The organism is Sorangium sp. So ce204 (assembly GCF_051526795.1).
GTDB classification, from domain to species: domain Bacteria; phylum Myxococcota_A; class Polyangia; order Polyangiales; family Polyangiaceae; genus Sorangium; species Sorangium cellulosum_B.
In genome coordinates, this window is sequence record NZ_CP150317.1 from 9,608,948 (window position 1) to 9,631,695 (window position 22,748).

General features: G+C 67.8%; 20 protein-coding genes and 2 pseudogenes. 8 read left to right on the forward strand and 14 right to left on the reverse strand.

Annotation, left to right across the window (positions count from 1 at the left end; genetic code table 11):
* Nucleotides 1–87: 87 nt before the first annotated feature.
* The gene (locus WMF22_RS36020) at nucleotides 88–1,488 is read right to left on the reverse strand and encodes a hypothetical protein (RefSeq protein WP_437294482.1); all 1,401 of its coding nucleotides are present in this window, start codon (nucleotides 1,486–1,488) and stop codon (nucleotides 88–90) included.
* Between the two features lie 62 nt (nucleotides 1,489–1,550).
* On the opposite strand from WMF22_RS36020, the gene WMF22_RS36025 reads away from it, so the two are divergent.
* Nucleotides 1,551–2,546, forward strand: a complete 996-nt coding sequence (locus WMF22_RS36025; RefSeq protein WP_438032686.1) for a TetR/AcrR family transcriptional regulator — start codon at nucleotides 1,551–1,553, stop codon at nucleotides 2,544–2,546.
* A 184-nt stretch (nucleotides 2,547–2,730) separates the two neighbouring features.
* On the opposite strand, the gene WMF22_RS36030 is transcribed toward WMF22_RS36025, so the two are convergent.
* Entirely contained in the window at nucleotides 2,731–2,997 is a 267-nt protein-coding gene (locus WMF22_RS36030) for a hypothetical protein (RefSeq protein ID WP_437301704.1), read from the reverse strand.
* Nucleotides 2,998–3,038: 41 nt separating this feature from the next.
* A pseudogene (locus tag WMF22_RS36035) lies at nucleotides 3,039–3,161 on the reverse strand (hypothetical protein); the annotation flags it as partial.
* 185 nt (nucleotides 3,162–3,346) lie between these two features.
* Here WMF22_RS36035 and WMF22_RS36040 point away from each other — a divergent pair.
* Nucleotides 3,347–4,192 (forward strand): DDE-type integrase/transposase/recombinase, encoded by an 846-nt coding sequence (locus WMF22_RS36040; RefSeq protein ID WP_438032687.1) that lies wholly within the window; start codon nucleotides 3,347–3,349, stop codon nucleotides 4,190–4,192.
* A gap of 153 nt (nucleotides 4,193–4,345) precedes the next feature.
* On the opposite strand, the gene WMF22_RS36045 is transcribed toward WMF22_RS36040, so the two are convergent.
* Together WMF22_RS36045 and WMF22_RS36050 are read right to left on the reverse strand one after the other, a co-directional pair.
* Nucleotides 4,346–4,606, reverse strand: a complete 261-nt coding sequence (locus WMF22_RS36045; RefSeq protein ID WP_437294485.1) for a hypothetical protein — start codon at nucleotides 4,604–4,606, stop codon at nucleotides 4,346–4,348.
* 458 nt (nucleotides 4,607–5,064) lie between these two features.
* A pseudogene (locus WMF22_RS36050) lies at nucleotides 5,065–5,181 on the reverse strand (hypothetical protein); the annotation flags it as partial.
* A 140-nt stretch (nucleotides 5,182–5,321) separates the two neighbouring features.
* Here WMF22_RS36050 and WMF22_RS36055 point away from each other — a divergent pair.
* Nucleotides 5,322–6,800: an RICIN domain-containing protein gene (locus WMF22_RS36055; RefSeq protein WP_437294486.1), complete on the forward strand. Its 1,479-nt coding sequence runs from the start codon at nucleotides 5,322–5,324 to the stop codon at nucleotides 6,798–6,800.
* A gap of 341 nt (nucleotides 6,801–7,141) precedes the next feature.
* Here WMF22_RS36055 and WMF22_RS36060 read toward each other — a convergent pair whose 3' ends face one another.
* From WMF22_RS36060 to WMF22_RS36100, 9 genes are all read right to left on the reverse strand, one after another.
* On the reverse strand, nucleotides 7,142–7,960 hold the full coding sequence (locus tag WMF22_RS36060; RefSeq protein ID WP_438032688.1) for an ExeA family protein: 819 nt from the start codon (nucleotides 7,958–7,960) through the stop codon (nucleotides 7,142–7,144).
* Nucleotides 7,950–9,305, reverse strand: a complete 1,356-nt coding sequence (locus WMF22_RS36065) for a DDE-type integrase/transposase/recombinase (protein WP_438032689.1) — start codon at nucleotides 9,303–9,305, stop codon at nucleotides 7,950–7,952. The genes WMF22_RS36060 and WMF22_RS36065 overlap by 11 nt, the downstream gene beginning before the upstream one ends.
* 119 nt (nucleotides 9,306–9,424) lie before the next feature.
* On the reverse strand, nucleotides 9,425–10,048 hold the full coding sequence (locus tag WMF22_RS36070) for a hypothetical protein (RefSeq protein ID WP_438032690.1): 624 nt from the start codon (nucleotides 10,046–10,048) through the stop codon (nucleotides 9,425–9,427).
* A gap of 1,352 nt (nucleotides 10,049–11,400) precedes the next feature.
* Nucleotides 11,401–11,748 carry a hypothetical protein gene (locus WMF22_RS36075; RefSeq protein ID WP_438032691.1) on the reverse strand — a complete coding sequence of 116 codons (348 nt, stop codon included), beginning with the start codon at nucleotides 11,746–11,748 and terminating at the stop codon, nucleotides 11,401–11,403.
* A gap of 727 nt (nucleotides 11,749–12,475) precedes the next feature.
* Complete coding sequence (locus tag WMF22_RS36080) at nucleotides 12,476–13,363, reverse strand: putative glycoside hydrolase (RefSeq protein WP_437294494.1); 888 nt, start codon at nucleotides 13,361–13,363, stop codon at nucleotides 12,476–12,478.
* Between the two features lie 199 nt (nucleotides 13,364–13,562).
* A complete protein-coding gene (locus WMF22_RS36085; RefSeq protein WP_437294495.1) occupies nucleotides 13,563–14,729 on the reverse strand; it encodes an ABC transporter permease in 1,167 nt (388 codons plus the stop codon).
* A 50-nt stretch (nucleotides 14,730–14,779) separates the two neighbouring features.
* Nucleotides 14,780–15,946 carry an ABC transporter permease gene (locus WMF22_RS36090; protein WP_437294496.1) on the reverse strand — a complete coding sequence of 389 codons (1,167 nt, stop codon included), beginning with the start codon at nucleotides 15,944–15,946 and terminating at the stop codon, nucleotides 14,780–14,782.
* Nucleotides 15,943–16,641 (reverse strand): ABC transporter ATP-binding protein, encoded by a 699-nt coding sequence (locus WMF22_RS36095; RefSeq protein ID WP_438032692.1) that lies wholly within the window; start codon nucleotides 16,639–16,641, stop codon nucleotides 15,943–15,945. Before WMF22_RS36095 ends, WMF22_RS36090 begins: the two co-directional genes overlap by 4 nt.
* A complete protein-coding gene (locus tag WMF22_RS36100) occupies nucleotides 16,638–17,867 on the reverse strand; it encodes an efflux RND transporter periplasmic adaptor subunit (RefSeq protein ID WP_437294498.1) in 1,230 nt (409 codons plus the stop codon). Before WMF22_RS36100 ends, WMF22_RS36095 begins: the two co-directional genes overlap by 4 nt.
* A gap of 637 nt (nucleotides 17,868–18,504) precedes the next feature.
* Here WMF22_RS36100 and WMF22_RS36105 point away from each other — a divergent pair.
* The 5 genes from WMF22_RS36105 to WMF22_RS36125 all read left to right on the forward strand — a co-directional run bounded on the left by WMF22_RS36105 (nucleotide 18,505) and on the right by WMF22_RS36125 (nucleotide 22,120).
* Nucleotides 18,505–19,332, forward strand: a complete 828-nt coding sequence (locus WMF22_RS36105; RefSeq protein ID WP_437294499.1) for a hypothetical protein — start codon at nucleotides 18,505–18,507, stop codon at nucleotides 19,330–19,332.
* 18 nt (nucleotides 19,333–19,350) lie between these two features.
* Complete coding sequence (locus tag WMF22_RS36110; RefSeq protein ID WP_438032693.1) at nucleotides 19,351–20,076, forward strand: SMI1/KNR4 family protein; 726 nt, start codon at nucleotides 19,351–19,353, stop codon at nucleotides 20,074–20,076.
* Nucleotides 20,045–20,587 carry a barstar family protein gene (locus WMF22_RS36115; protein WP_438032694.1) on the forward strand — a complete coding sequence of 181 codons (543 nt, stop codon included), beginning with the start codon at nucleotides 20,045–20,047 and terminating at the stop codon, nucleotides 20,585–20,587. Before WMF22_RS36110 ends, WMF22_RS36115 begins: the two co-directional genes overlap by 32 nt.
* A gap of 133 nt (nucleotides 20,588–20,720) precedes the next feature.
* Nucleotides 20,721–20,999, forward strand: coding sequence for a hypothetical protein (locus WMF22_RS36120; protein WP_438032695.1), 279 nt, complete (start codon nucleotides 20,721–20,723; stop codon nucleotides 20,997–20,999).
* Nucleotides 20,975–22,120, forward strand: coding sequence for a metallophosphoesterase (locus tag WMF22_RS36125; protein ID WP_438032696.1), 1,146 nt, complete (start codon nucleotides 20,975–20,977; stop codon nucleotides 22,118–22,120). Before WMF22_RS36120 ends, WMF22_RS36125 begins: the two co-directional genes overlap by 25 nt.
* Nucleotides 22,121–22,748: the final 628 nt, after the last annotated feature.

The window sequence follows — 22,748 nt, forward strand, 5'->3', positions numbered from 1 at the left end:
GCAAAGACGCAAAGCCGCAGAAAGGAAGCGGGCGTCGTGGCGCCCTGCGCTCCTCCGGGAGACCGCGGGCGAGGGGCGGTCGCGACGTCACGGTGTCATCGGCAGCGCGACCAGGAGGTTCAGGTTGCACATCTCGTTCTGCGTGCCCCACCCCGGCAGCACCGGGGCCTCGGCGTCGCGCGTGTCGAAGGTGCATGTCACCTCGAGCGAGGAGCTCGGGTCGAGCAGCGGCCGCTTGCGATACCAATAGACGCTCTGCCAGTGGACGTCCCAGTCGTCCACGCGCGCGATGCAGCTCTCCTGCGTCCCCGACCCCACGCGCAGGTCGAAGGTGCGCCCGCGCTCGTGCATGTGCGGCATCACGCCGAGAACCTCGATCGAGGGCAGCGCCGGGTCGAGCGCGAGCTCCGCCCGCGTCCTGCGCCATGTGTAGGCGGCGTCCTGCTGGCCGGGCGGCAGCGTGTCCGGGCCGTCCGGCTCGAAGAGGGTCGTCATGAAGCCGTCGTCCCCGACGAACACGGCGCGCCGCTCCACGGTGTCCTCGTAGCGGAGCCGGAGGCGCGTCGAGTCCTCGGCGGAGGCGCCCGCGTGGTCATGGATGTTGTAATGCACCTGGACGACGAAGACGTCCTTCGCGGAGACCGGCGCCCCGGTGCCGCCGGGGAACTCGACCACGTCCTGCCCGGGCGCCCAGGCGAACAGCGGCTGGAACGGCAACTCGTCGGCCGGTCCGCCGAAGCACTCCCAGCCGGGCCGGTCCGGCGAGGCCTCGTCGAGCTCCGTCATCACGTCCTGGTTCGTCTTGCCCTCCGCCAGCGACGCCTCCGAGGGGGTCACCCGATAGACCGTGACGTGATGAACGATGGACCGGACCCCGGGCGTCACCTGATATCCGGTGATGAAGCGGTCCGCGTCGAGGCTCGGGTCCACGGGGAAGCACCTCCACTCGTCGTGGGCCGCGAGGGGATCGGCGGGGTCGACCACGGGGGTGATCGGCGGCGTCATGTAGTCGACCCCGCCCTCGAGCGTGGGCACGGGCGGGGTGGGCGGCGCGCCCGCGCGATCGCCCTCGGCGCGCGCCCCGGTCGCCCAGCGATGGATGACGTCGAGCTCCTCGTCCGTGAGCGTCTCGTCGTCCTTGAAGTCGCCGCACGAGCCGTCGTGCTTCACAAGGAAAGGGGGCATATGGCCGCCCCGCACCGCGTCGTCGATCGCGCCGGCGCGCGCCTTCGCCGAGATGTAGTCGTCGAGGCGGAAGGGCGCGAGCCCGCCCTCCTGGTGACACGCGGTGCACTTGGACGCCGTTATCGGCGCGACGTCCTGCCAGAACGTCGGCTCCTGCGCCGTCTCCGCTTCCTGCGCCGCGCATCCGAGGGAAAGCGCGAGGAGCGGCACGGAGGCCGCGAGGCCACGCGCGTGGAGGAGCAGGGTCGTCGTTCGCGTCGTTCGCGTCGTTCGCCTCGATGGCCTCTCGTCGTGCTGCTTCAAGCGGACCTCCAGCAACTGTTTACGTCGTACACTGTACTGTGTGTGGTATACGCAGTTGAAGGATGGCTGTCAAACCAAAGAGACGGCGAAAAACTGCGACGGAGTACAGCGGGGGCGGCGACGCCGTGCGCAGCCTCAAGCTCCTCTGGGGGGTCAGGAAGCGGCCGAGCCGGGGGCCCAGGCCCGGCCTGAGCCTCGATCAGATCGTGCGGGCCGCGGTCGAGCTCGCCGACGGCGAGGGGCTCTCGGCGCTGTCGATGCAGCGGGTCGCCGGGAAGCTCGGGTTCACCACGATGTCGCTGTACCGGTACGTGCCGGGCAAGGCCGAGCTCCTGGATCTCATGCTGGACACCGTGGCGGGGGAGCTGCCCCTCGTGGACAGCGTCCCCGGGGGATGGCGGGCCAAGCTCGAGGCGGCGGCGCTCGCCGACTGGGCGCTCTACCACCGCCACCCGTGGTTCTTGCACGTGACGCCGGTGCGCCCCGTGATGGGGCCGAACGGGATGGCGGCGTACGACGCGGAGCTCCGCGCGGTCTGCGGGATCGGCCTCACCCCCCGCGAGGTGCTCGCCGCCGTCCACCTCGTCGACGGGTACGTCCGAGGCGCGGCGAGGCTCTCGGTGGACGCGGTCGAGGCCGAGCAGGAGACCGGCGTCACCGACGAGCAGTGGTGGTCCGAGCGCGCGTACTTCTGGGACAAGCTCTTCGACCCGGGGCGCCACCCGACGATGGCGAAGCTGATGCGCTCGGGCGCGTTCGACGACCACCCGTTCACGGAGGACGTGTTCCTGTTCGGCCTCCAGCGCGTGCTCGACGGCATCGAGGCGCTCGTCCGGTCGCGCTCCGGTCGGTGTGACGAAAGTCCCGAAACGTCACGACCCCCGGCGCGCGCTGGTGACGAAACTCCCGGCGACGCCCCCCGGCGTGACGAGGGGCCGACGTGCGCGCAGTGCGGCCGCGAGATCGCCCAGCCTGCCACGGGGCGGCCGCGGGCTTACTGCTCGCGGGCGTGCCAGCAGCGCGCTTACCGGGCGCGCAACGCGTCCGACGGGCGGTGATCGCCGCCCCTGTGCGCCTGCCGCCGGAGGTTTCCGGCGACCGCTCGTCATCGACCGGTTTCTCTGGCGGGACGATTCCGCGGGGGCGAACCGTCGCGATCCGTCGGATGCCCCGGGATTTGGGGAGGGCGTGACGACGGATCGCAGCCCCTCGGAAGGCGTGGGCCCAACCCGGGCCCAAGTGTCAAGCCCCGGGCATGGGGAGCTCGCCGTGACCGAGTCGTCGCGGCGGGCTGCGGTGATCGCCTCGCTCGCCAGCACCCTGAGCCGTGCCGTCACCCTCGGGGATGACGTGGCGGCTCGGGTCGTTCACGAGGCGATCGGACTGCTGCTCGGGGTGCCGGCCGCACCGGACGGGTGAGCTGGGGTAGATGTCCCAGATTCCGGCCGGATCCAGCGGCACGGGGGCGCCCGAGTACGAGTAGCCGGCGGGCTCGGAAGGGTCGGCCACGAGCTTGCGCGCATAGACGATCTCCTCGAACGGTAGTAGTGCGCGAGGCCCCTGTCCGGCTCGTCGGGCGACGTGCTCGTTCCCTCGCCCTGCTCGATGATCACCCTCAGCCTGCCAGTTTTCAGCCTCATGGGGCCACCTGCCGGCGTTTTTTTCAGGGTCATGGGGCCACCCCAAATCCAGGAGGATGGGGCCACCCGCGCGGGGGCGTGACCCAGTTTTTTTCAGGGTCATGGGGCCAGCTTCCGAGGTTTTTTGCAGCCTCATGGGGCCAGCTCGGGACGCCGAGGTCGGGATCTGAGACGGGCTCCTTCCGATGACGGCGCGGGTCGCCGTCGGAAGGAGGCCGATGCCCTACCGAGAGCTGATCATGGTTGACATCAAGGAAATGTTCCGCCGTCGTGCGGCGGGGCAGAGCGCGCGTCATGTGGCGCGCGCGACAGGGTTCGATCGCAAGACGGTCGGCAGGTACTTCGAGGCTGCAACGACGTTGCCACTGCCGTGTGACCGCGAGCCGACGGACGAGGAGATCCACGCGATCGCCCAGCGCGTGCAGGCGCGCCCCGTGCCCGACACGAGCGAGGAGTGGAAAGAGAACGGCACGCATCGCGCACGTATCGAGGCCTGGCTCGCCCAGCCCCGGCCGCTGAAGCTGACGAAGATCCACGTGCTGCTCAAGCGCGATCACGGCGTCAGCGCGAGCTACGGCACGCTCCGGCGCTTTGCCATGGAGGAGCTCGCGTGGCGCAAGAAGACGCCGACGGTTCGCGTCGCGGACACCGAGTCCGGCGGGATCGCGCAGGTCGACTTCGGCCTGATGGGTGGACTGTTCGACCCAGCAACGCAGCGGGTTCGCAATCTGTGGGTGCTCGTGGTGACGCTCGCGTACAGCCGCTACCAGTTCGTGTGGCCGTCGTTCGAGCAGACCACCACGGCGGTGTGCGCGGGCCTGGACACGGCGTGGAAGTTCTTCGGTGCGATGGCACGAGTGATCCTGCCGGACAACATGAAGGCCATCGTGCTGCGCGCCGACGAGCTCGCCGTCGTGCTCGTGCCGGCCTTCCTCGACTACACACAGACGCGCGGGCTGTTCGTCGATGCCGCACGCGTCAGGTCGCCCAAAGACAAGGCGCGTGTCGAGAACCACGTCGCCTACGGCAAGCCGCCCACCCATCCACGCACCAAGCGTCGATGACCGCTGCGGTCCCGGCGAAGACGTCGCACCCGGGGCCGCGCCGCCTCTGACCCCCTCGCTCCCCGCGGCGCGCCTGGCCCGCCCTCGTCGAGGTAACCGCCGGTGCCGCGGGACCTGTTCGTGAACGTCGTGGCCCCTCCTCTCCGCCAGAGCCTACCAGGGGGCCTGGGTGGCCCCATGACCCTGTGTCACCGGCATGTAGTTCGGGTCCGTGACGGGGAGCGAGAAGGCGAGCTTCAGGACCTTGGCGTGGAGCTTCACGTCCTGCGGGTCCGACAGGTTCACGATCCGCTGGCTCTGGTAGGACGACTTGAACTTCGCGTCGTCGAAGTGGCCGACGTCGTTGTTGACCGTCGATACATCTGCCTGGAATGTGCCGGAGAATGCCAGCCTGATCCTGTTCAAGAAGCTCATTTGTCCCCTCGTTGGTGGTCGGGACGTCCTCCAGCCGCCCCGTCGCCTCGGGGCACGCTGCGGAGGGGTCATACCAGGGAGATAGCTACGTCTCGAGGCGCACAGATGAGGACTAAAGTCGTCGTCGAGGGCAACAGGATGAGGCGTGGAGGCATCACCGGACGCCCATCGTTCGCTGCCGGATCCTGCGCCTCGGCATGCACCGGGCCCCCCTTGAAGGCCGAAGCAGGGGCGACCTGCCTCGCCAAGCCGCGGGGCGCAGCGGCCCGGGATCGCGCATGCCTGCGTTCCGCAAAGGCGCCCGGCGGAGAGGGCGCGCGAGGCGCCGAGGCCCCGGGGCGCTGTAACAGGGTACAGGTACCCAGCGCCTTTCCGGAGCCCACAGGTGGGTCTCTCCAGCAAGCGCTGGGTCTCCTGGGGACGCAGGGCCCCGATCGCGCAGAGCGGGTCCGGCGCGTTCAGCCCTGAGCCCGCTCATCCTCCTCTGGCGGGCCCAGCGCTTGCACGGCGTCGACTCCGATGACGCGACGGCGCCGCTCCCTCGGAACCCCCTCGATGACGAGCCGACACATCCACTCCCCCCGGGCGGGACGTCACCTGTTCGGGTTATCGTCTCATGCAAGGAGAAAAGAAGATCCTATGCGAAGGAACCCTGCGCCACGCGCTTGTCAAAGAGACTTAATGAAGGGACGTACCTATGCGTAGAGCACCGCACATGATGGTCCGATTGGCCGTTGCAGCTTGCGTCGGCCTGTTATTTCTCTTAAAGGCCGCTGGCCGCGAGGCCGTCGCCGCCCCGGTCACGGTCACCAACGGCGTGCAGTTCACCGACCTGGCCGGCAACGTGGTGCGTGGGCACGACGGCGGCATGATCAAGGTGGGCAGCTACTACTACTGGTTCGGCGCGAACCCCTACCCCAAGAACCGCTTCAAGTACATCTCGGTGTACCGCTCGACTGACCTGCATAGCTGGGAGTTTCGCAGGCACGTGCTGACCGAGACCTCGGCCCCCGGAGTGGAGAATCTCCAGCGGCCCAAGGTCATATACAACCCCCGCACCAGGCAATACGTACTCTTCATGCGCAAGGAGAACCACCCAGCGCCCTTGACCGACAACCAGGTCGCGATCGCCACGTCGCCCACGGTGGACGGGGACTACTCATACCGGCGCCACTTCCGACCCCTCGGGGAGAGATCCTTCGACGTGAGCGTGTTCCAGGACAATGATCGCGACCGCACGGCGTACCTGATCTCGACGACCGGTAAAGAGCAGCAGGACCTCACCATCTACCGCCTGAAACCCGACTACCTCTATGTCGACGCCAGGGAGCTCACTCTTCCCAACGTCAGACGGGAAGCGCAGACGATGTTCAAGCGCAACGATGTCTACTTCCTGGTGACCTCGGGCATCACCGCCTGGCAGCCCAACCAGGCCAAGTACGCCACCGCGACCAGCATCAAAGGCCCTTGGAGCGACATGGCGAACCTCGGCGACAGCATCACCTACGGCTCGCAGCCCACGTACATCCTGCCGATCCAGGGCAGCAACACGACCTCCTATCTCTACATGGGCGACCGGCATGGGGACGCCTGGGACGGCAGCATCAAAGACAGCGAGCACGTCTGGCTGCCGCTCCAGTTCCCGACCGACAGGTCGCTGTCGATGCGCTGGCACCCGCGGGTCTCCATCAACACCACAACCGGCGAGGTGAGCGGCGTCGGCTCCGGACACGCGTACGAGCAGCTGCGAGCCCAGCACAACGACCAGTGCCTGGCTGTGCGGCGCTTTACCGATGGCCCCATACTCAAGGACGACCGCTCGAGGGACGACGGGGTAGGGGTGATCCAGCGAGCCTGCGGCACCGCCGCGGCCTCGAACCAGCACTGGCAAGTGCTCCACCTGGGAGCCGGCTACCACCGGATCGTCGCCCGGCACAGCCACAAGTGCCTCACCGTGCCGTCGTCGTCCACCGCCAACGACGTACGGGTGACACAGGCGCCCTGCGGCACCGGCGATAACCAGCAGTGGAAGATCACCGAGTTCCCCGGAGGCTACTTCCGGCTCACCGCCCGGCACAGCGGCAAGTGCCTGACCATGGCCTACGATCCGGCCACCGAGGGCCCGAAGGCCATCCAGAACACCTGCAAGGACACCGCCAACCAGCGGTGGAAGCGAGTCGGCGCCCCCGACTAACCCTAGAGCCAATGCCGCGTCTAACCGGCGGCCCGAAGCTGCGAAGACCGATCCCATGCCTCAGTGGGGCCTTGATCCCAGTACCCCGCTGAATTGAGGTCAGACATCCGGATAATCAGCTACACATCGGTTGTTGACGCTCAGGCTGGCCGATGGTCCGCCGAGCAGGCAGCTTGATGGCCATCGAGGGCGTGCGCGGTTGCGGTCAAGGAGAGCGATGGCCATCGTTCGGACGCGCGCCGCAGGGCAGCTCGCAATGGCCATCATGGTTGGTGGCCGTCGGCGCCGGCGAGGTGTTTCTTCGCCAGCGCCGAGGGGGGCGCCCGTCGTGTCGGTCAGCGTCAGCTGCCGTCCGTCCCCAGGTCGCCGACGATGCGCGCCATCACGTCACGCTCGACGAGTCTCTTCTTCCGTCGCGCCGCCTCGCGCAGCGCGGCGGTGGCCATGCGGTCGATCTCGCGCAGGCTCGAGCCAGCCGCCTCGTGGAGCAGCGTCAGAGCGTCCGCGGTGAAGACGTCGCGGTCGGCGCCGGCACGGCTCATCCGTAGCCGGACGTACTCGCCGGTATCGTCGGGGACCATCGCGCCGATCGAGAGACGCCGCTCGATACGCGAGTACAGCGAGCGATTTTTGCGCAGCTCGAGCCGGTCTTGAAGGTCAGAGAGTCCTACCAGGATCAGCGACAATAGAGCGCGGCTGTCCCATTCATAATTTAACAAGATATGGAGATGATCGAGCGTGTCTTGGTGGAGCAGGTGCGCTTCATCCAGCAGGAAAACCGGATGAATGCGCTCGCGACCGAGAGTCTCGATATGGGCGCTGACCGCGTAGAAGACGGCCGCTGCGGTCGCAGCGGGGTTGAGGCCGAGGGCGTGGCAGAGCTGGCGATAGAAGTCGCGGCGGCCGAGCGTAGCGTTGTGGCAGTAGGTCAGCCTGAAGCCTGCCTGAGGCAGCCGATGACGCACGGCCCGCAGCACACACGTCTTGCCGGCGCCGGGCTCGCCGACCAGCAGCACTTGGGCTCGTGCACGGCCTCGCACACCTCCTCGACGAGCTGCTCCTTGGAGGGCGGCAGCCACAGGTCGCCGTCCTGGATCTCCTTGGAGAAGGGGGCGGCGGAGAGGGTGAAGAAGCGGACGTAGGACTCGCTCACGTTGCACCTCCGCGCTCGCTCGTGTCCTCGCCAGAGCCCGTGGACAGGCCGAGCGTCCGCGCGGGGTTGAAGTCCACCGGGCGTGTCGGCTTGTCCAGCGCAGGCCCGCCGCACGGCAGCCGCTTGCGCCGCGCATTGCGCTGCGGGTCGACCGGATGCAGTACCAGGCGCTTGCCCTCGTGCTCGACCCACGGCGGCTCGCCGGGCGCGACGAAGCACCGGGCGACGGAGACGATCTGGCCGGCGAGGTAGCCTTGGTCGAGCTGCCAGGCGACGCCGTCGACGGAGACGATGTTGTCACCTGAGACGCGGCGCCTGGTCCGCTCGGTGAGCGCGACGCGCAGCGCCTTTTCGTCGACGACGCCCTCTGCGGCGGGGCGGGCCGCGTAGACCTTGGCCGGGGTCTTGCCGAGCAGGCCCGCGTGCGGCGCCGGGTGATAGCGCCTGTCGAGGAAGGCGCGGAGCGTCGTGTTGATGTCGACGAGCGACGCCACGGCGCCGAGATAGTTGAGACACCCTTCGCGCAGCGTGCGCCAGAAACGCTCCATCTTGCCGCGCGCCTGCGGGTCGTAGGGCTTTGCATGCAGCAGCGCGATGCCGAGCCTCGCGCATGCGGTCTTGAGGACATCGCCGCGGTAGGTGGAGCCGTTATCGAGGTAGAGCGCGTCGGGCTTGCCGTGGCGGCGCAGGGCGTCGACGGTCATGCCGAGCATGTCGACCTCCTTCTCGGTCGTGTGCGCCTCGAGGGCGATGACGTAGCGAGAGGCGTCGTCGAGCAGCCCATGGATGCGGATCGGCATCGCTTTGCCTCCAACAGTGCAGCCCGTCACGTGGCAGACGTCGCCGTGCCAGAGCGCGCCGGGACGCTCGGCCTGCCAGCGAAGCCGCGTCTTGGGCTCCCCCTCGGCGCGCGCGGCGCGGCGGCGAAGGCCGTACGCCGCATACAATCGCCGCACGGTGGGCTCGGAGACCTTGCCCGCTTCAAGCCGCCCCTCGTCGACGAGTGTCTTGAGGATGAGCGGCACCGAGGCGTCGGGGTGCTCGCGCCGGATGTCGAGCAGCAGACTGCGAAGCTCCTCCGACAGCTCCTGCGCGAAGCCGCGATCGCTGCGTGGCTGCGGGCGCAACCCGTCGAGGCCAGCGGAGCGATACGCGTACAGCCAGCGCTCGAGCGTGGGCACGGCGTAGGTGCGCGTGCTGTGCGCGCCCGGCGGTCGAAACCGCTGCTCGCTCAGGGCGCGCAGCTCGACGGCGAGCTGGCCGTGGGTGAGCACGCGGTGCATGAGAGGGCCGATGACCGTGGCGCGATAGATCGCCACGGTCTCGGCGTGATCGGTGGGGCCGAGGGCCATTGCAAGGGGTCCTTTCTGCGCCTTGCCGGCGCGCGGTCCTTGTCCGGGATCCGCCGCGTTTTCGGCAGCGATCCTCTCAGGTGGGCGCTACGATTCGGGCTCCGAAGGGGCAGATGCCGTCACGCCGCGTGCGCGGCGCCGAGGAAGGCGCGGTGCTCGATCGGCAGCGCCCGGGTCGTCGGGTCCGCGCTCGCCGCGAGCGCTACCGCGGCGCTGGCTGCGCGCTGGCGGAGCGAAGCGCGTGGAACGGGGTCGGGGGCTTCAGCAAAGATGCGTCGTTGCGCGACATCGCGCACCCATCTGCGCAGCGTGGTCCAGCCGGTGACCGCGCTGTCGCCGACGATCCCCGCGGGGGCCACGCGGCGCCGGACCTCGGCCGCGGTCGCGAGTACAAGGCCCCAGAGCGCGAGGGCGAAGCCGATGGCGGAGGCGCTGTACAGGCGCCGGCCGAGCACGCCGCGAGGAACGACGAGGAGCACGGCGCCGCACGAGACGCAGCGATAGCGGCGGGCGGTCACCGTGAGCATCTCGGGCCGCTGGTCCGGCCCTGACGGGCCCCAGACCTGCCGCTCGCGCTTGCCGTGGCCCTGGAGCCGGATGGCGCCGCCGAGGGGGCAGCTGGCGACGCCGCAGGCTGGGCACCGCGCAGGTCGCGCTTCGACGACCGTGGGCGTTTGCTGCTGCCAGCGCTTGATGTCGATGGCGCTCTGGACGACACTGCGACCGCTTCGATTCCTGGGCACGGGAACCGGAGCACGACGAGGAGACTGTCGGCCAAGATCAGGTCTCCTCGTCGCCTATTTTGTGGCCGGCCCCGCGCCGCTGCTCCGCTCCTCGGGTGGACCTACCCCGTCGTGAGTCGGGCGTGCGAGCAACGATAGCTGGAAATCTTCGATGGCTGAACGGAAGGGGCTGCGATCGGGCATCAGTGGCGTCTTCGGCCGACGCAGGTGTGCTGGGAGGGGTCCGTGGTGAGAATTTTGAGCAGCTGAACGGAATGCACGGCGCCGCGACTCGCCGGACGCCATCGCCCCCGTTGCCCGTGCGGAGCGAGCACGATCCATGATGGCCAGCTTCGCCGGGCAGGGCTCCTCGCCATCAAGAAGCATGCTCGATGAGAGGAGCTTCGGCATCAACGAGAGTGCGCGGCAATAGGCAGTCATCTTGTGGACACCGAGCTCCGTGGCGATCTCGGTCGGTGTTGCCCCCGAGCGGGAGCGCGCCTTGGCGTACGCCTCGGCTCGCTCCCGCAGCTCGCTCGGGAATTTCCCACGGCTCTTCTGCTCTCGATACCTCGACAGCTCTGCACGCAGCTGTACCAGCTCCCTGCTTCCTGGCATCGCTCGCTCCTCTTCGCTCGGCGAGGGCACGGCCCTCATCTGGCGTCGCGTAGCGTGTAACCGAATCTGGCCAGGGGAAAGACACGGTCTGCGGAGCGGCTACCGCCGTGGTGACCGAGCCAAGGAAGATCGCCCGCTTTCTCTCCGCGCTCGGCGAGCCGACCGATGTTCCAGCACGCTCTCCCAACCGAGGACCGCCGTACTGGAAGAGCACCGTTCTGCGCCGCAAGGCGCCCGGTGACGCCGCATAGCGTCTCGCGACGCGCCTCCCGGGCCAGACCAATGCTCGGACGGACACGTGTGCGCACGGCACGCCGATGCGCCCCTTAGCGCGCTCGGCGCCGCCCGGACCACGCGAGATCGTAATTATAGTGCGGGTTGGCTTGAAGCGTAGCCCGCCCTGCAAAGCTGCTATACTTTTCTTCGAAGCTCCAACTCTTTGAGCTCTGCTTGGATCTGGACAGTAATCTTTTCAGAATAACAATATCTTTCGTCTGATAGTATTTTATGAGTAGCCTTTATAGCTAACTCTAAATCATTATCAAGATGTTCAATGGGCCAAATGTAGACGCGGCAAAACTGCAAAACACAATAGACCGCAGCCCTTAGCAATGCAGTGTTTTCGCCACAAGCATCTTCCTGTTCACAAAGAAGCAGGGTTGCTCTTATTTGGTCGGGGAAGCGCGTGAGATGCATTAGATTGGCGAACCAATCTGCTGCCCTGTCGTTATCCCAGGGATTAGTGTCCCACATCGTTAGGCCGCGAGACTTCCAATGCTTTTGAAAAGATCGTCTGCGGAAAGCTTGATTTCTTCCCTGAATTGCTTTGGAATCTTTTTATGGCAGCGTTCATACCAATCGTAAAAAGTGGTTTTGATATCGGGCATATTTAGGCTAAGTACACGGTGCTCTGCCATGTCTGGGTATTTCTTGGCAAGGTAGAGGAATATGTCCAGGTGCACTAACAGCGGCTGAGCTGCCCTGTCAGCCGTTTTCATCCACTCCGTGATCTGCTTGATTTGTTCAATTGCTAAATTAAAATAACGTGCGGGCTCCAAGTCTGCCGACTCATTGCCATCAGGTGCTGCGCTGAAAATTCTCATAATTTAATGATTTACATGTAGGGACAACTTTCGGAGCGTCCAGCTTGGGTACGTATATTAGCGGATTTTTATGATTCTACATCTCGATGCCTCTGCCTTCGTTTTGTCAATTAAGTCCGATTTTGTCAATTGATCCTCAATGGAATCAGTTGCTTTGAACTTGCTAGCATTTTCTTCTAGAATATCAATCGGGTTAGCACGCCGATGCGCCCCCGTAGCACGCTCGGTGCCGCCCGGACCACGCTCTTTCGACCCAGGACCGAGCCATCACGACGCTCGCGGTCCCACCCTTTCGGTTTGCTGCGCTACACTTCCTCGCGCTGCGATCCGGCTTGATTTGCCTACGCACAGCGCGCTCGAAGGCGCGGTGGAGGTCCGGCACCGCCGCTGCCACGCCGTAAGCGCCCAGCCATCGCCATGGGCACGACCCCTTGCGGCTCTCACCGGGGTCGACGATGCTGGGCGCGGGGCGGCGCCTACCGATGGTCCGGGCAGACGCGGGCGGACACGAGAGGGCCGGCGAGGTGCTCTCCCCCGGAACCCCGGCGGCGAGGATTGAGGTCCGCGTCGTTCAGGGCGCGTCGGCGTCGCCGGCGGCCGGAGCCGCGAGCGACGCTCTCGCCCACGCGTCGGGCAGCAGCTCGTCCAGCCGTTCGCGTGACCAGCCGCGGCAAAGCCGCCGGATGGCCCCGCTGCGGGCGTGGCGAGGGCGGTCGCGGCCGCGCTCTCACACAGTGTCCCGCGGCGCGCCGACGAACGCGCTCTCGTCGTAGTGGCTGCGGGGGTTCCACGCCGCGTAGCCCGCGCAGCCGGTGTCGTCGTTCGCGCGGATCTGCTCCCGGATGTGCCACGGCGTGTACTCGTACCGCTGCATGGGGCGCGAGCTGTCCAGATCGAACGCCTGGATCCAGCTGCGCAGCAGCCCGATGCGCCCGGGGAGCGCTGCCACCCTGCGCCAGCCGGCCGAGAGCGAGGCATACAGGGTCTCGTAGGGGTGATGCGCGGGGTTCGCGAAGCCGAAGCTGCCAGGGCCCCAGTGCGACGGGTACGGCATCGGCATCACGTAGTCGAAGAGCTCCACGGCGTCCTCCAGCCGCTGGCCTATCCCGTCCTGCGGCCCGAGCAGCGTGAACCCGAAGACATCCGCGGAGATCGGGCGAGACGCGGCATTGCCGACCTCCGCGCGGAGGAACTCGAAGAAAGCGCGGATCGTCGGCGCCCTCTCCTCGATCGGCGTCCGCGACCGCGGCTCGCGCGCGGCGCCATAACGCACATAATCGTAGTTCACCTCGTCGAAGCCGGCGTCGTACGCCCGGAGCGAGATCTCCGCGATCTCGTGCCATCGCGGCTGCGAGCCCGGGTCGTACCAGCCCCGCGGGCCGCCCTTGAACGCGACGAGCCGGGCGATGAGGTAGATGCCGGCGTCGCGGAGGGCGCCCAGCTGGGCCCTGGTCACCTCGTCACGCTCGAAGAGGAGCGCGCCCCCCTCCGACCGGATGTCGATCACCAGGGAGTTCAGCTCTGTCCGCTGGACCAGGGAGGAGAGCCGATTCAGCCGCTCCACGTTCCTCCCGGCCGCGAAGTTCACGTAAATCGCCTTGGTGACCATGGGCATGCTGTTCCCCCCGGCGAGGGGAGAGCACGTCCCCGGCCAAGGGAGCGCCGGAACACCCTTCGCAGCCCTTTTCAGCGGGGAAATTGAACAGGGAGGCGGGGAGACAGGGAGTATTTGAGGATTTACCTCCCCGTCTCCCCGCCTCCCTGTGAACTTTCCGAAGAATTTGCGGGAGATGCCTCGCCCCCCGCGCCCCGGGTCACCCCCGCATCGCCTGGATCGGGCTGATCCGCGCAGCGCGGAGCGCCGGGAAAAACCCGCCGAGCAGGCCCATCACCGCCGCGATCGCCACCGACGTCAGCAGGATCCCGGGCGTCGGCTCGAACGTGAACACGACCTCCGACCAGCTCGCGAAATTGACGGTCGAGAAGCGCACGAACCTCATCCCGAGCGCGGCGAGCACGCCGAGCGCCCCGCCCGCCAGCGCGAGGAGGACCGACTCGATGAGGAACGACACGAGGATGCTGAACCGCGAGAAGCCGAGCGCCCGCAGCGTGCCTATCTCGCGCTGCCGGTTGGCGATCGACGAGTGCATCGTGATCATCGCGCCGATCATCGCGCCGATCGAGAAGAACACCGCGATGAGCACGCCCATCACCTTGATGAACATGCTCGTCCCCTCGGACTGCTTCTCGTAATAGACGCTCTCGCGCATCACCTCGAGCCCGAGGTTCCGGTTCTGCTCGATCGACGCCTCGAACGCGTCGAACTTGCTGGCCGAGGCGAGCCGCGCCCGCACCGCGGAGACGCCCCCCTCGCGGCCGAACGCCGAGCGCGTCGTGTGCAGGTCGGCCCAGACCTCGGACTCCGACGAGGAGCCGCCGTCCTCGAACACCCCCACGACCTTCACCGGCCGGTTCTTTCGCAGCTCGAACGACTGGCCGATCGACAGGCCCTTGAAGCGGCCGCTGATCGCCTTGCCCACGATCACCTCGTCCGTGCCCGGCTGCGCCGGCCGGCCCTCGATGATCTTCACCTGCGAGCGGAACGCGAGCACGTCGTCGGGCACCCCGCGCACCTGCACGTTGGAGATGCCGTCCGTGCCGAGCTTCTCGAGGAGGATGACCGCCACCACCTCCCCCACCCCGTCCGGCTTGCCGTCCTGCCGCTTCGCCACCTCGGCGCTCGCGAGGATCACGCCGATCTGCTGCTCCTCGATGCTGCTCACCATCTCGGCGTCGGAGCCCTTCCGCATCACGATCGCGACGTCGTCCCGCGCGGTGCGCCCCAGGGTGCGCTCCACGCTGTTCGCGAGCATCAGCACCGAAGCGAACACGAACACCACGAGGCCGAGACCGGACGCCGTCGCGAGGGTCGTCGTCTTGCGCACCACCAGATTTCGAACGTTGTAGGCGACGGGGATCATGAGCGCTCTCTCCCGCTTTCAGGGTGTCGAAGACAGGCTGCGTGGGTCGCTCACGCCACGCGCCGGAGCGCGTCGGTGACCGAGAGTTTCGATGCGTTGTACGCCGGGATGAGCGACGCGACGAGCGACAGCCCCATCGAGAGCAGCACCGCCATGACCATCGTCGAAGGCTCGATCCGGAAGTAAGGGAACCAGGCGCCCATGTCCTCCTCCAGCCACCGGCCCAGCCCGAGCTCGACGATCGGATACGAGACAACGAGCCCGAGGAACCCGGCCAGGAGCCCGATGGTCGCCGCCTCCCCGATGATGAAGATCCTCACGTGCTTCGGCTCGAACCCGAGCGCGCGCAGCACGCCGTACTCCCGCGTCCGCTCCCGGACGCCCATGGCGATCGTGTTGCCGAGGATCATCATCATGATGAGAAGGATGATGATGGACACGACGTTGAGCGCCGTCAGCACGGCCGACATCATCGCCATGAACGACAGGTTCATCGCCCGCTCGCTCATCGTCGCCGTCTGGACGTCCTTCTCGTCGAAGATCTTGTCGATCGCCGCGCTGATGTCCGCGCTCCGCGACGGGTCGTCGATCCGGGCGGTCATCCAGCCGATCTGGTCACGCTGCCGCTCGGGGAGCGACTCGTTCAGGTAGTCGTAGTGAAAGATGAACTGCGACCTGTCGATCGACTTGCGCGTCGCCGTGTAGATCCCCGAGACGGTGAACTGCCAGTTTCCGGGGTAGATCGTCCCCTCCAGCGTCACCGTGTCGCCCGGCTTCACCTTGAGCCGGGTCGCGAGGACGTCGCCCACGATGGCGCCCTTCCTGTCGCCCAGCCACCGCTCCATGTCCTCGGGCGAGACGACCATCTCGTCGTAGACCTTGAAGAAGGTCTTCGACTCGACGGCCATCGAGGCGAAGAAGTTGTTGGCGTCGCGCGGGTCCTTGGCGCCGAACCAGCTCATGAAGGACCCCTCCGTCACGCCGGGGACCTCGCGGACCGTGTCCATGTAGCGCTTCGGCAAGGGGAGGATGAACGAGATCTTGTGCCGCGTCGCGATCCGGTCCTTCGCGGCGTGGTCGGCGGCGACGTTCCACGCCGAGAGCACCGTCCGGAGGAGCACGAACGCGAGCACCGCCACCACCGCGCCGATCACGGTCAGCAGCGTCCTGAACTTGTTGCGAAGGACGTTCCTGGCGGCGACGGAGACGAGGTTCATGACAGGTTCCCCTTGTCGAGCCGGCGCGTCACCGTCGCGCGCTCGGCGGCCTGCGGATCGTGCGTGACCATCAGGATGGTCTTCTTGAACTCCTTGTTGAGCCTCTCCAGGAGCGCCAGGATCTCGTCGGCGCTCTTGCGATCGAGATCGCCGGTCGGCTCGTCCGCCACGATGATCGTCGGGTCGTTCACGATCGCCCGCGCGATCGCGACCCGCTGCTCCTGGCCGCCGGAGAGCTGCCGGGGATAGTGGCCCATCCGCTCCTCGAGCCCGACGACGCGCAGGGCCGTCTGCGCGCGCTTCCGCCGCTCGGACGAGGACAGGTTCGTGAGCAGGAGCGGCAGCTCGACGTTCTCGACCGCGGTGAGCACCGGCATCAGGTTGTAGGCCTGGAAGATGAAGCCCATCGTCCTGGAGCGGAAGCGCGCCAGCTCGCCGTCGCTCATCCGCGTGAGGTCCTGCCCCGCCACGCGCGCCGAGCCGCGCGTCGGGCGATCGAGCCCGGCGATCAGGTTCAGCAGCGTCGACTTGCCCGAGCCCGAGGGCCCCATCAGCGCCTCGTACGACCCCTCCGGGATGTCGAGCGTGATGTTGCCGAGCACCACGATCGGCTCCTTGTCGCGGAAATAGCTCTTGCCGACCCCCTGCAGCTCGACAATGGGCTTCGGCTTCCCGTCGCGATACCCCTCGGTCATTCGCTCCCCTTTTCCTTCTCTTTGATCTTCTGACCGTCCGCGAGCTCGGGGGACGGCCTCGCCACGAGGCGCGCCCCCGGGGTCGGGCCGTCGAGCAGCTCCAGCCCGCCGGGCGCGGGGCCGCCCACCTTGATGGGCACCATCTTCACCTGGCCCTCGTTGACCACGAACACCACCTTGGCGCCGCCCCGCTCGACCACCGCGGCCTCCGGGACGACCCGCTTCGGCGGCTCCTTCATCGCCTCCTCGGACAGCGCCTCGGCGAGGAAGCTGACCCGCGCGCTCATCTCCGGCAGCGCCTCCTTCGGCTCTCCGACGAACTTCACCTTCACCGGGACGGTCGCCTTGGCGCGGTTCACCCGCTTGCCGATCTCGAGCGTCGTGCAGCGGTGCCGCTTCGAGGGGTACGCGTCGAGGACCACCTCGCACGGCTTGCCGGGCTCGACGAGGTAGAGGCGCGTCTCCGGGACATCGGTCTCGACGACGAGCGACGAGAAGTCGGCGATCTCGACGAGGTGCGGCAGCTCGAGGCCGACGACCTCGCCCACCTCCGGCGGCTTCGACATGATCGTGCCGCCGATCGGCGCGACGATCTTCCGGTCGGCCAGCGTGACCCGGAGGCTCTCGACGTCGGCCGCGGCGGCCTTGACCTCGGCGTCGGCCGCCGCCGCCGACTGGGTGAGCGAGTGCATGCGCGCGGTGAGGTCATCCATCGACGCGCGGCCGGTCACCTGGCGCTCGACGAGCAGCCGCTCCCGCGCGAGCTGCTGCTCCACCTCGCCGATGCTCGCCCGGGAGGCCGAGGCGCGCGCCCGCGCCGCCGCGACCTTGGCCTGGGCCGCGGCCACGAGGCTCTTCTGGTCGGCGTCGTCGAGCTCCACGAGCAGGTCGCCCTGCTTCACCACATCGCCTTCCTTGACGTGCACCCGCGCGATCCGGCCGGGGAACTTGGCCCCGACCTTGGACACCACCTGCGGGACCACGTACCCGGTCGACGTCACGGAGATCGACGCCTGCGCCGGCGAGACCAGCGCGACCTCCGTGGTGGTGACCTCGGTCTTGAAGAGCGCGCTCTGCGCCTTCGGCACGGCGAACGCGGCGGCGCCGCCGACCGCCGCGAGCACGACCACGGCGACGAGGACGGTGCGGAGCGGGCTCCGCCGATCGGGATCGACGTCCCGCTGGATCCGCAGCGAGGCGAGATCCGAGCTGAGCTGGTCGGACACGGCGTCTCCTTAACACGCTTCCGGCGTCGCGTTGAAGTTCTATCGCCTATTTCTGACGCGCGGCGCCACCCGCGCCCGACATGCAGGATGCGGCCTCGCGCCCGGCCCTGGAGCGGCGCTTGCTTCGTATCGAAATCGCCTCCCGCCGTGGCAATCCGCCCGTCCAGACCGCAATGCACCGCGCGGCTGTGCCCCCTGCGCCTCACCCGTGGCTGTGCGCTCCCTGGCGTGCAGCGGCGCTCGGGCCTTCGAAGCGCGCGGCGGGCCTCACGTCCGTTGGCTGGCGCACCGGCGCATCGCTCCAGCGATGGCCCCGGAGCGGAGCGAGCAGAGGGAAACCGCCACAAGATATCGAAAGTATAAGCATTTATCGAACTAGCGATCCCGAACGACGGCGCCGCGCGACGGCGGAAGTGCCAATCACCGATCCGCGCGATGGAGCAGGCGGAAGGTGGGCTCCGCGCCACACACGGGGTGGGATGGGTGCCTGCGGCGCTGTGCGGCGCTGTCTGTGTCGGCGCGGGGCGCGGGGCGCGGGGCCGCGGCCAGGGTGCGAGATGCGCGCCTTGCGCTCCAGGGGCTCCCGGGACCAACACCCTGTCTCGACGCCCCGACGCCGCACGTCTACGCTGTCACGATGGGTTTTGTCGCGAGCCTTTTCATCGTCTACGGGGTCGCCGGGGTGGTGCTGGGTGTCGCGGTCGCCATCGCGATCGGGCGCTGCCTCCACCACCGGCGGCGCTCGCAGATCGCCGCGTATGCGCGGAGCCCTTCGGCGTCACCCGGCGCGATACGCGAGGGGTTTGCGCTCCTGCGCGGCGAGGTGAGCGCGGAGGACGCCGCGCCGGGAGACGCGGTGATCGCGGTCGAGATCCCGTGCGGCGGCCAGGCGGGCGCCGCGCCGAGCGCGTGGCAGACGCGGGCGCGCGCGTTCTCGCTCCGGCTCGCCTCGGGCGCCACCGTGCGGGTCGAGCCGGCGAGCAGCAGGCTGACCCTGGACACCACCTTCGTCCCGACGAGACGTGGTGGCGCGCCCGCCTACGTGTCCGAGGTCCGCCCCGGCGACACGATCTACATCGCGGGCTCGGTGCGCCGCGAGATCGACGCGAGCGCCGCCGGCACGGGCTACCGCGACGCCGCGCGGGCCTGGGTGCTCCGGGCGCCCGCGCACGGCAGCCTCTGCGTCGCTTCCGAGACGGTCATCGCCCACCACGCCCAGCGCGCGCGGTTCCACCGCTCCTGGGCGCTCGCGCTCGGCGGGGCGCTCGCGGCGCTTCACCTCGGCCTGTTCCGCGCGTTCCACGCGAGCATGCTCGGCGCCGCCGACTCGGCCGGGAGCATCGACATCGGGCCGGCCGCGCTCGCGCTCTTCTTCGTCGGCGCCGCGGCGCTCACCTACCGCACCCTGGCCGAGCAGACCTCTCCGTGGATCGAGCTCCGCGTGGATCGCTCCAGGGCGGCCTAGCTCAGGCTGCGCGCGCCGATGGAAAAGATCATTTCCTACATCGAGCAGCACAACCCCGGATTTGCTCGACGCATCCGTGGCGCGACGCCAGACGAGATCGATTCCCTTGAGCAGACCGCCGGCCATCCGCTGCCTCCCGATTACAGGTATTTTCTCTCCGTCATGGGCCACGACGACGGTCAACTCTTCGGCCAGAAGGGCATCAGCACGGACGTCCCGAGTCTCCTCTCCTTCTATCGAGAGAGCGTGGCGACTGGAGAGAACTCAGTACCGGAGGACTGCATCGTCATCGCGGTAGGCTGCGCCGTCATTGAACAGGTCTATCTCGAGCATGACGGGCTCGGCCGCGTCTTCGAAGGGGGCGAGGGCGAGAAGTCCTCGCTCTGGGCAAAATCCTTCAGGAACCTCCTTTATCAAAACGCCTACATGGCGCATCGCCAGCGCTGGCTACCTCACGCGGTCATGCACAACAGCACCGATCAAACGAACCTGTCAGAGGATGTTCGCGCGGTGGTGCGCTCGGCCGGGCTCCTCGAGCTCGATTTCTCTGACTCCGTGACGATCTGCGCGGAATCTTCTTCAGCGACGCTCGCCTTCCGTCAGATCGCCGGCGAGACAGCCTGGGTGCGTGTGGCTGGCATGGACGAGGCTGCGGTGAACGACGTTTCCAGGCGACTGATGAACATCAGCGTAGAGAGACGATTCGACGCCCATGGATCTCACCCATTTTCAAGGTTCCGCTGAGCGGGACATTCATATATTCCGCGATGGCGCACGGCTCGAGTACGTGGAGACAGCGCTGCGGCAGATCGCGCGCGATCTAGCGTATCATTTCATTGCGCTTCGCGGCGATCGAATGACGAATGAAGCGGAAGCATTGACAGAGATCGCTCGAGCGTTCGAGTTGCCTCACCATGACGACCCGGGCTTCAAGCGAAACTGGGATGGCACCGCAGATTATATCATGAACATGCGTTGGCCGCATCGGCCGCGGTCGCCGAGCCAACTCCAACGTGGTCATCTCGTGTTATATTGCGAGCCGGCGCATCTCATCGCCGGCGATGCGCTCTCGTTCGCAACGTTGCTCGATCTCCTCGGGACGCGAGCCGAGCCCTCCGAAGGCCGCGAGGTGCCGCTTCATATCGCCATCGGCCCGATGAGCTTCCGCCATGAATTCTTTGCGACCCTCCTCAAGGTGGAACGACACTTCTGCCGTGACTGCCAGCTGCTGGGCCGAGCCGAGGCGGACGAATAGGACCTTCGCGTCGAGGCCAGGGACTGACGGCGAAGGCGTGAAGGAGTCCGTTGTCCACGCCGAGCAGAGAATCCGGTGACGCGCCGCCCCGCGACGGCCAAGGTGTCCTCATGCGTGACGAAAGCGGCGCGCAATGGCGTTTAAGCCGATGACGCACAAGAGATCCGTTGACCCGATGGTCACTGCTCTCCCCTCCTTCGCCCGCTGCACCAGACGGGTGAGAGAGCCGACGCCCGAGCGCCTGACGCTGCACGAGCGGCTCCTCACCCAGGCCATGGCCGAGGCGGCTGAGCTCCGGATGCTCAAGGCCAGCAGCGGGAGGCGGCCGTACAGCGTGACAATCAACGAGCGTTTGCCCGAACTTGAAAACATGCTAAAATTCGCGCCATGGCCGCGCCTCAGCAAATGGTGACGCCCCGGCGCATCTTCGTGATGGGCGACCCGCAGGCGCCGATGGCCAAGGTGATGGCCGTGCTCGCGTCGCACGCGTTGCTCGGCGCGGGCGGCCGGCTCGCCGACGACGTCGTGCTCGTGTCGATCGGTGATCACTTCGACTATGACCTCGATGATCCGGTGGGCGCGGGCGCGGAGGGGCTCCGCACGCTGCGCTGGCTGGCCAGCCACGATCCCGCGCAGGTGCGGCTCCTGTTCGGCAACCATGACGCGGCGCGGGTCATGGAGCTCGCCGGCCTCGACGACGTCCGGTTCGCTGCGGCGCGCGCGCTCGGGCGCTCGATCAAGGAGACCAGGCGGCGTGAAGGCGCCGAGGCCGCCGCCCGGCGCCAGCGCGACGAGTTCGCAGCGCGGTTTCCCGATGTGGCGACCCCGGGGCTCGCGGCGCGCGATTACGCGTCGTTCAGCGAGTCCCAGCGCGAGCTCGTCATCGAGCTGCTGCTCCGCGGCCGCTTTCATCTCGCGCTCTCAGGCGTGCTGCCCGACGGCCGCGCTGTGCTCCTGACCCACGCGGGCGTGACCACGCGCGAGCTCGCGATGCTGGGCATGCCGGACGAGCGCGACCCGCACCGGCTGGCGGCGGCCCTCGATCGACAGTTGCGCGCCGCGGTCGACGCGCGGCGCACGGAATGGCAGAGCGGCGCGCGCACGCCACTTTTGCTCGAGCCTCTCCACGTCGCGGGCGCCGCAGGCAACGAAGGCGGCGGCCTCCTCTACCATCGACCTGCGCACGTCGATCGCGCGGGTGGCGATCCGGCATGGGAGCTCGATCCGGCGCGACCGCGGCGCTTCGAGCCGCGTTCGCTCCCGCGCGGCCTGCGACAGGTCGCCGGTCACACCGGTCACAGGAAGTGCAAGGCGGAGCTCGGTCATGACTGGCTCACGGCGGCAGCGCACCAGAAGGAGGTCGGAGGAATCCGCACGCTGCGCGTCGACGGCGATGTCGTCGTGTATGACCTCGGGATCCTGGACGATCGACCCGGAGCGGCCGACCTCTACCTGATCGACGGGGAGATGCGGGTTACCGCGGCCGCCGATTACGCTCTGCTCCCGCTCGCCGAGCTGATCGTCCCCGCGTGAAGCCCGCCCCGCGGAGCTCCGGACGAAGCGACGGCCGGCAGAGAGCGCCGCGAGCGCGCCAATCTACCCACATCGCCGCCCGCGCCCTCACCGGAGAACTCACGCGCTCACCCGCGACCACGGATTGCCACCCTCGCGGCAAATCGCGCAGAACGCCGGCCGAGTTCGCTCGATCCGCCGAGCACAAGAGCTCATCCACCAACTCACGTGGTCTCACTGGGGTGGTGTTTTCATGTCCATTCAGGATCCCTCGCGATCCACGCCAGTCGCGCAAACATCATATCGGATTGGATCACGGGCCGTCCTCACGTGATTGTTTCACCCGGAGAGGCGCGCTGCCCGTGTCAAGCCGATAGCACGACTGTGGCCGCGGATTTGCTCTGAAGGCAAAGACACTCGCGAGGGTGCGAGGACGGCAGCACGGCGCGGCGATCGCGAGCGATCGTCGCGCGGATCCGCGAGCGGATTGGCCGTCAAGTTACATCAGCAGCGGAGAGGCTGGCGGCGCTTGCGGCCTCTCCTTGACAGCGCTCCGTCTCGCCGCGCCCTGGCTCCTGAGGGGGATGGTGCGGCGCTCTCCGACACCGGGGGAGATGGGCGCATCGGACCGAGCCAGGAAAGGAAGATC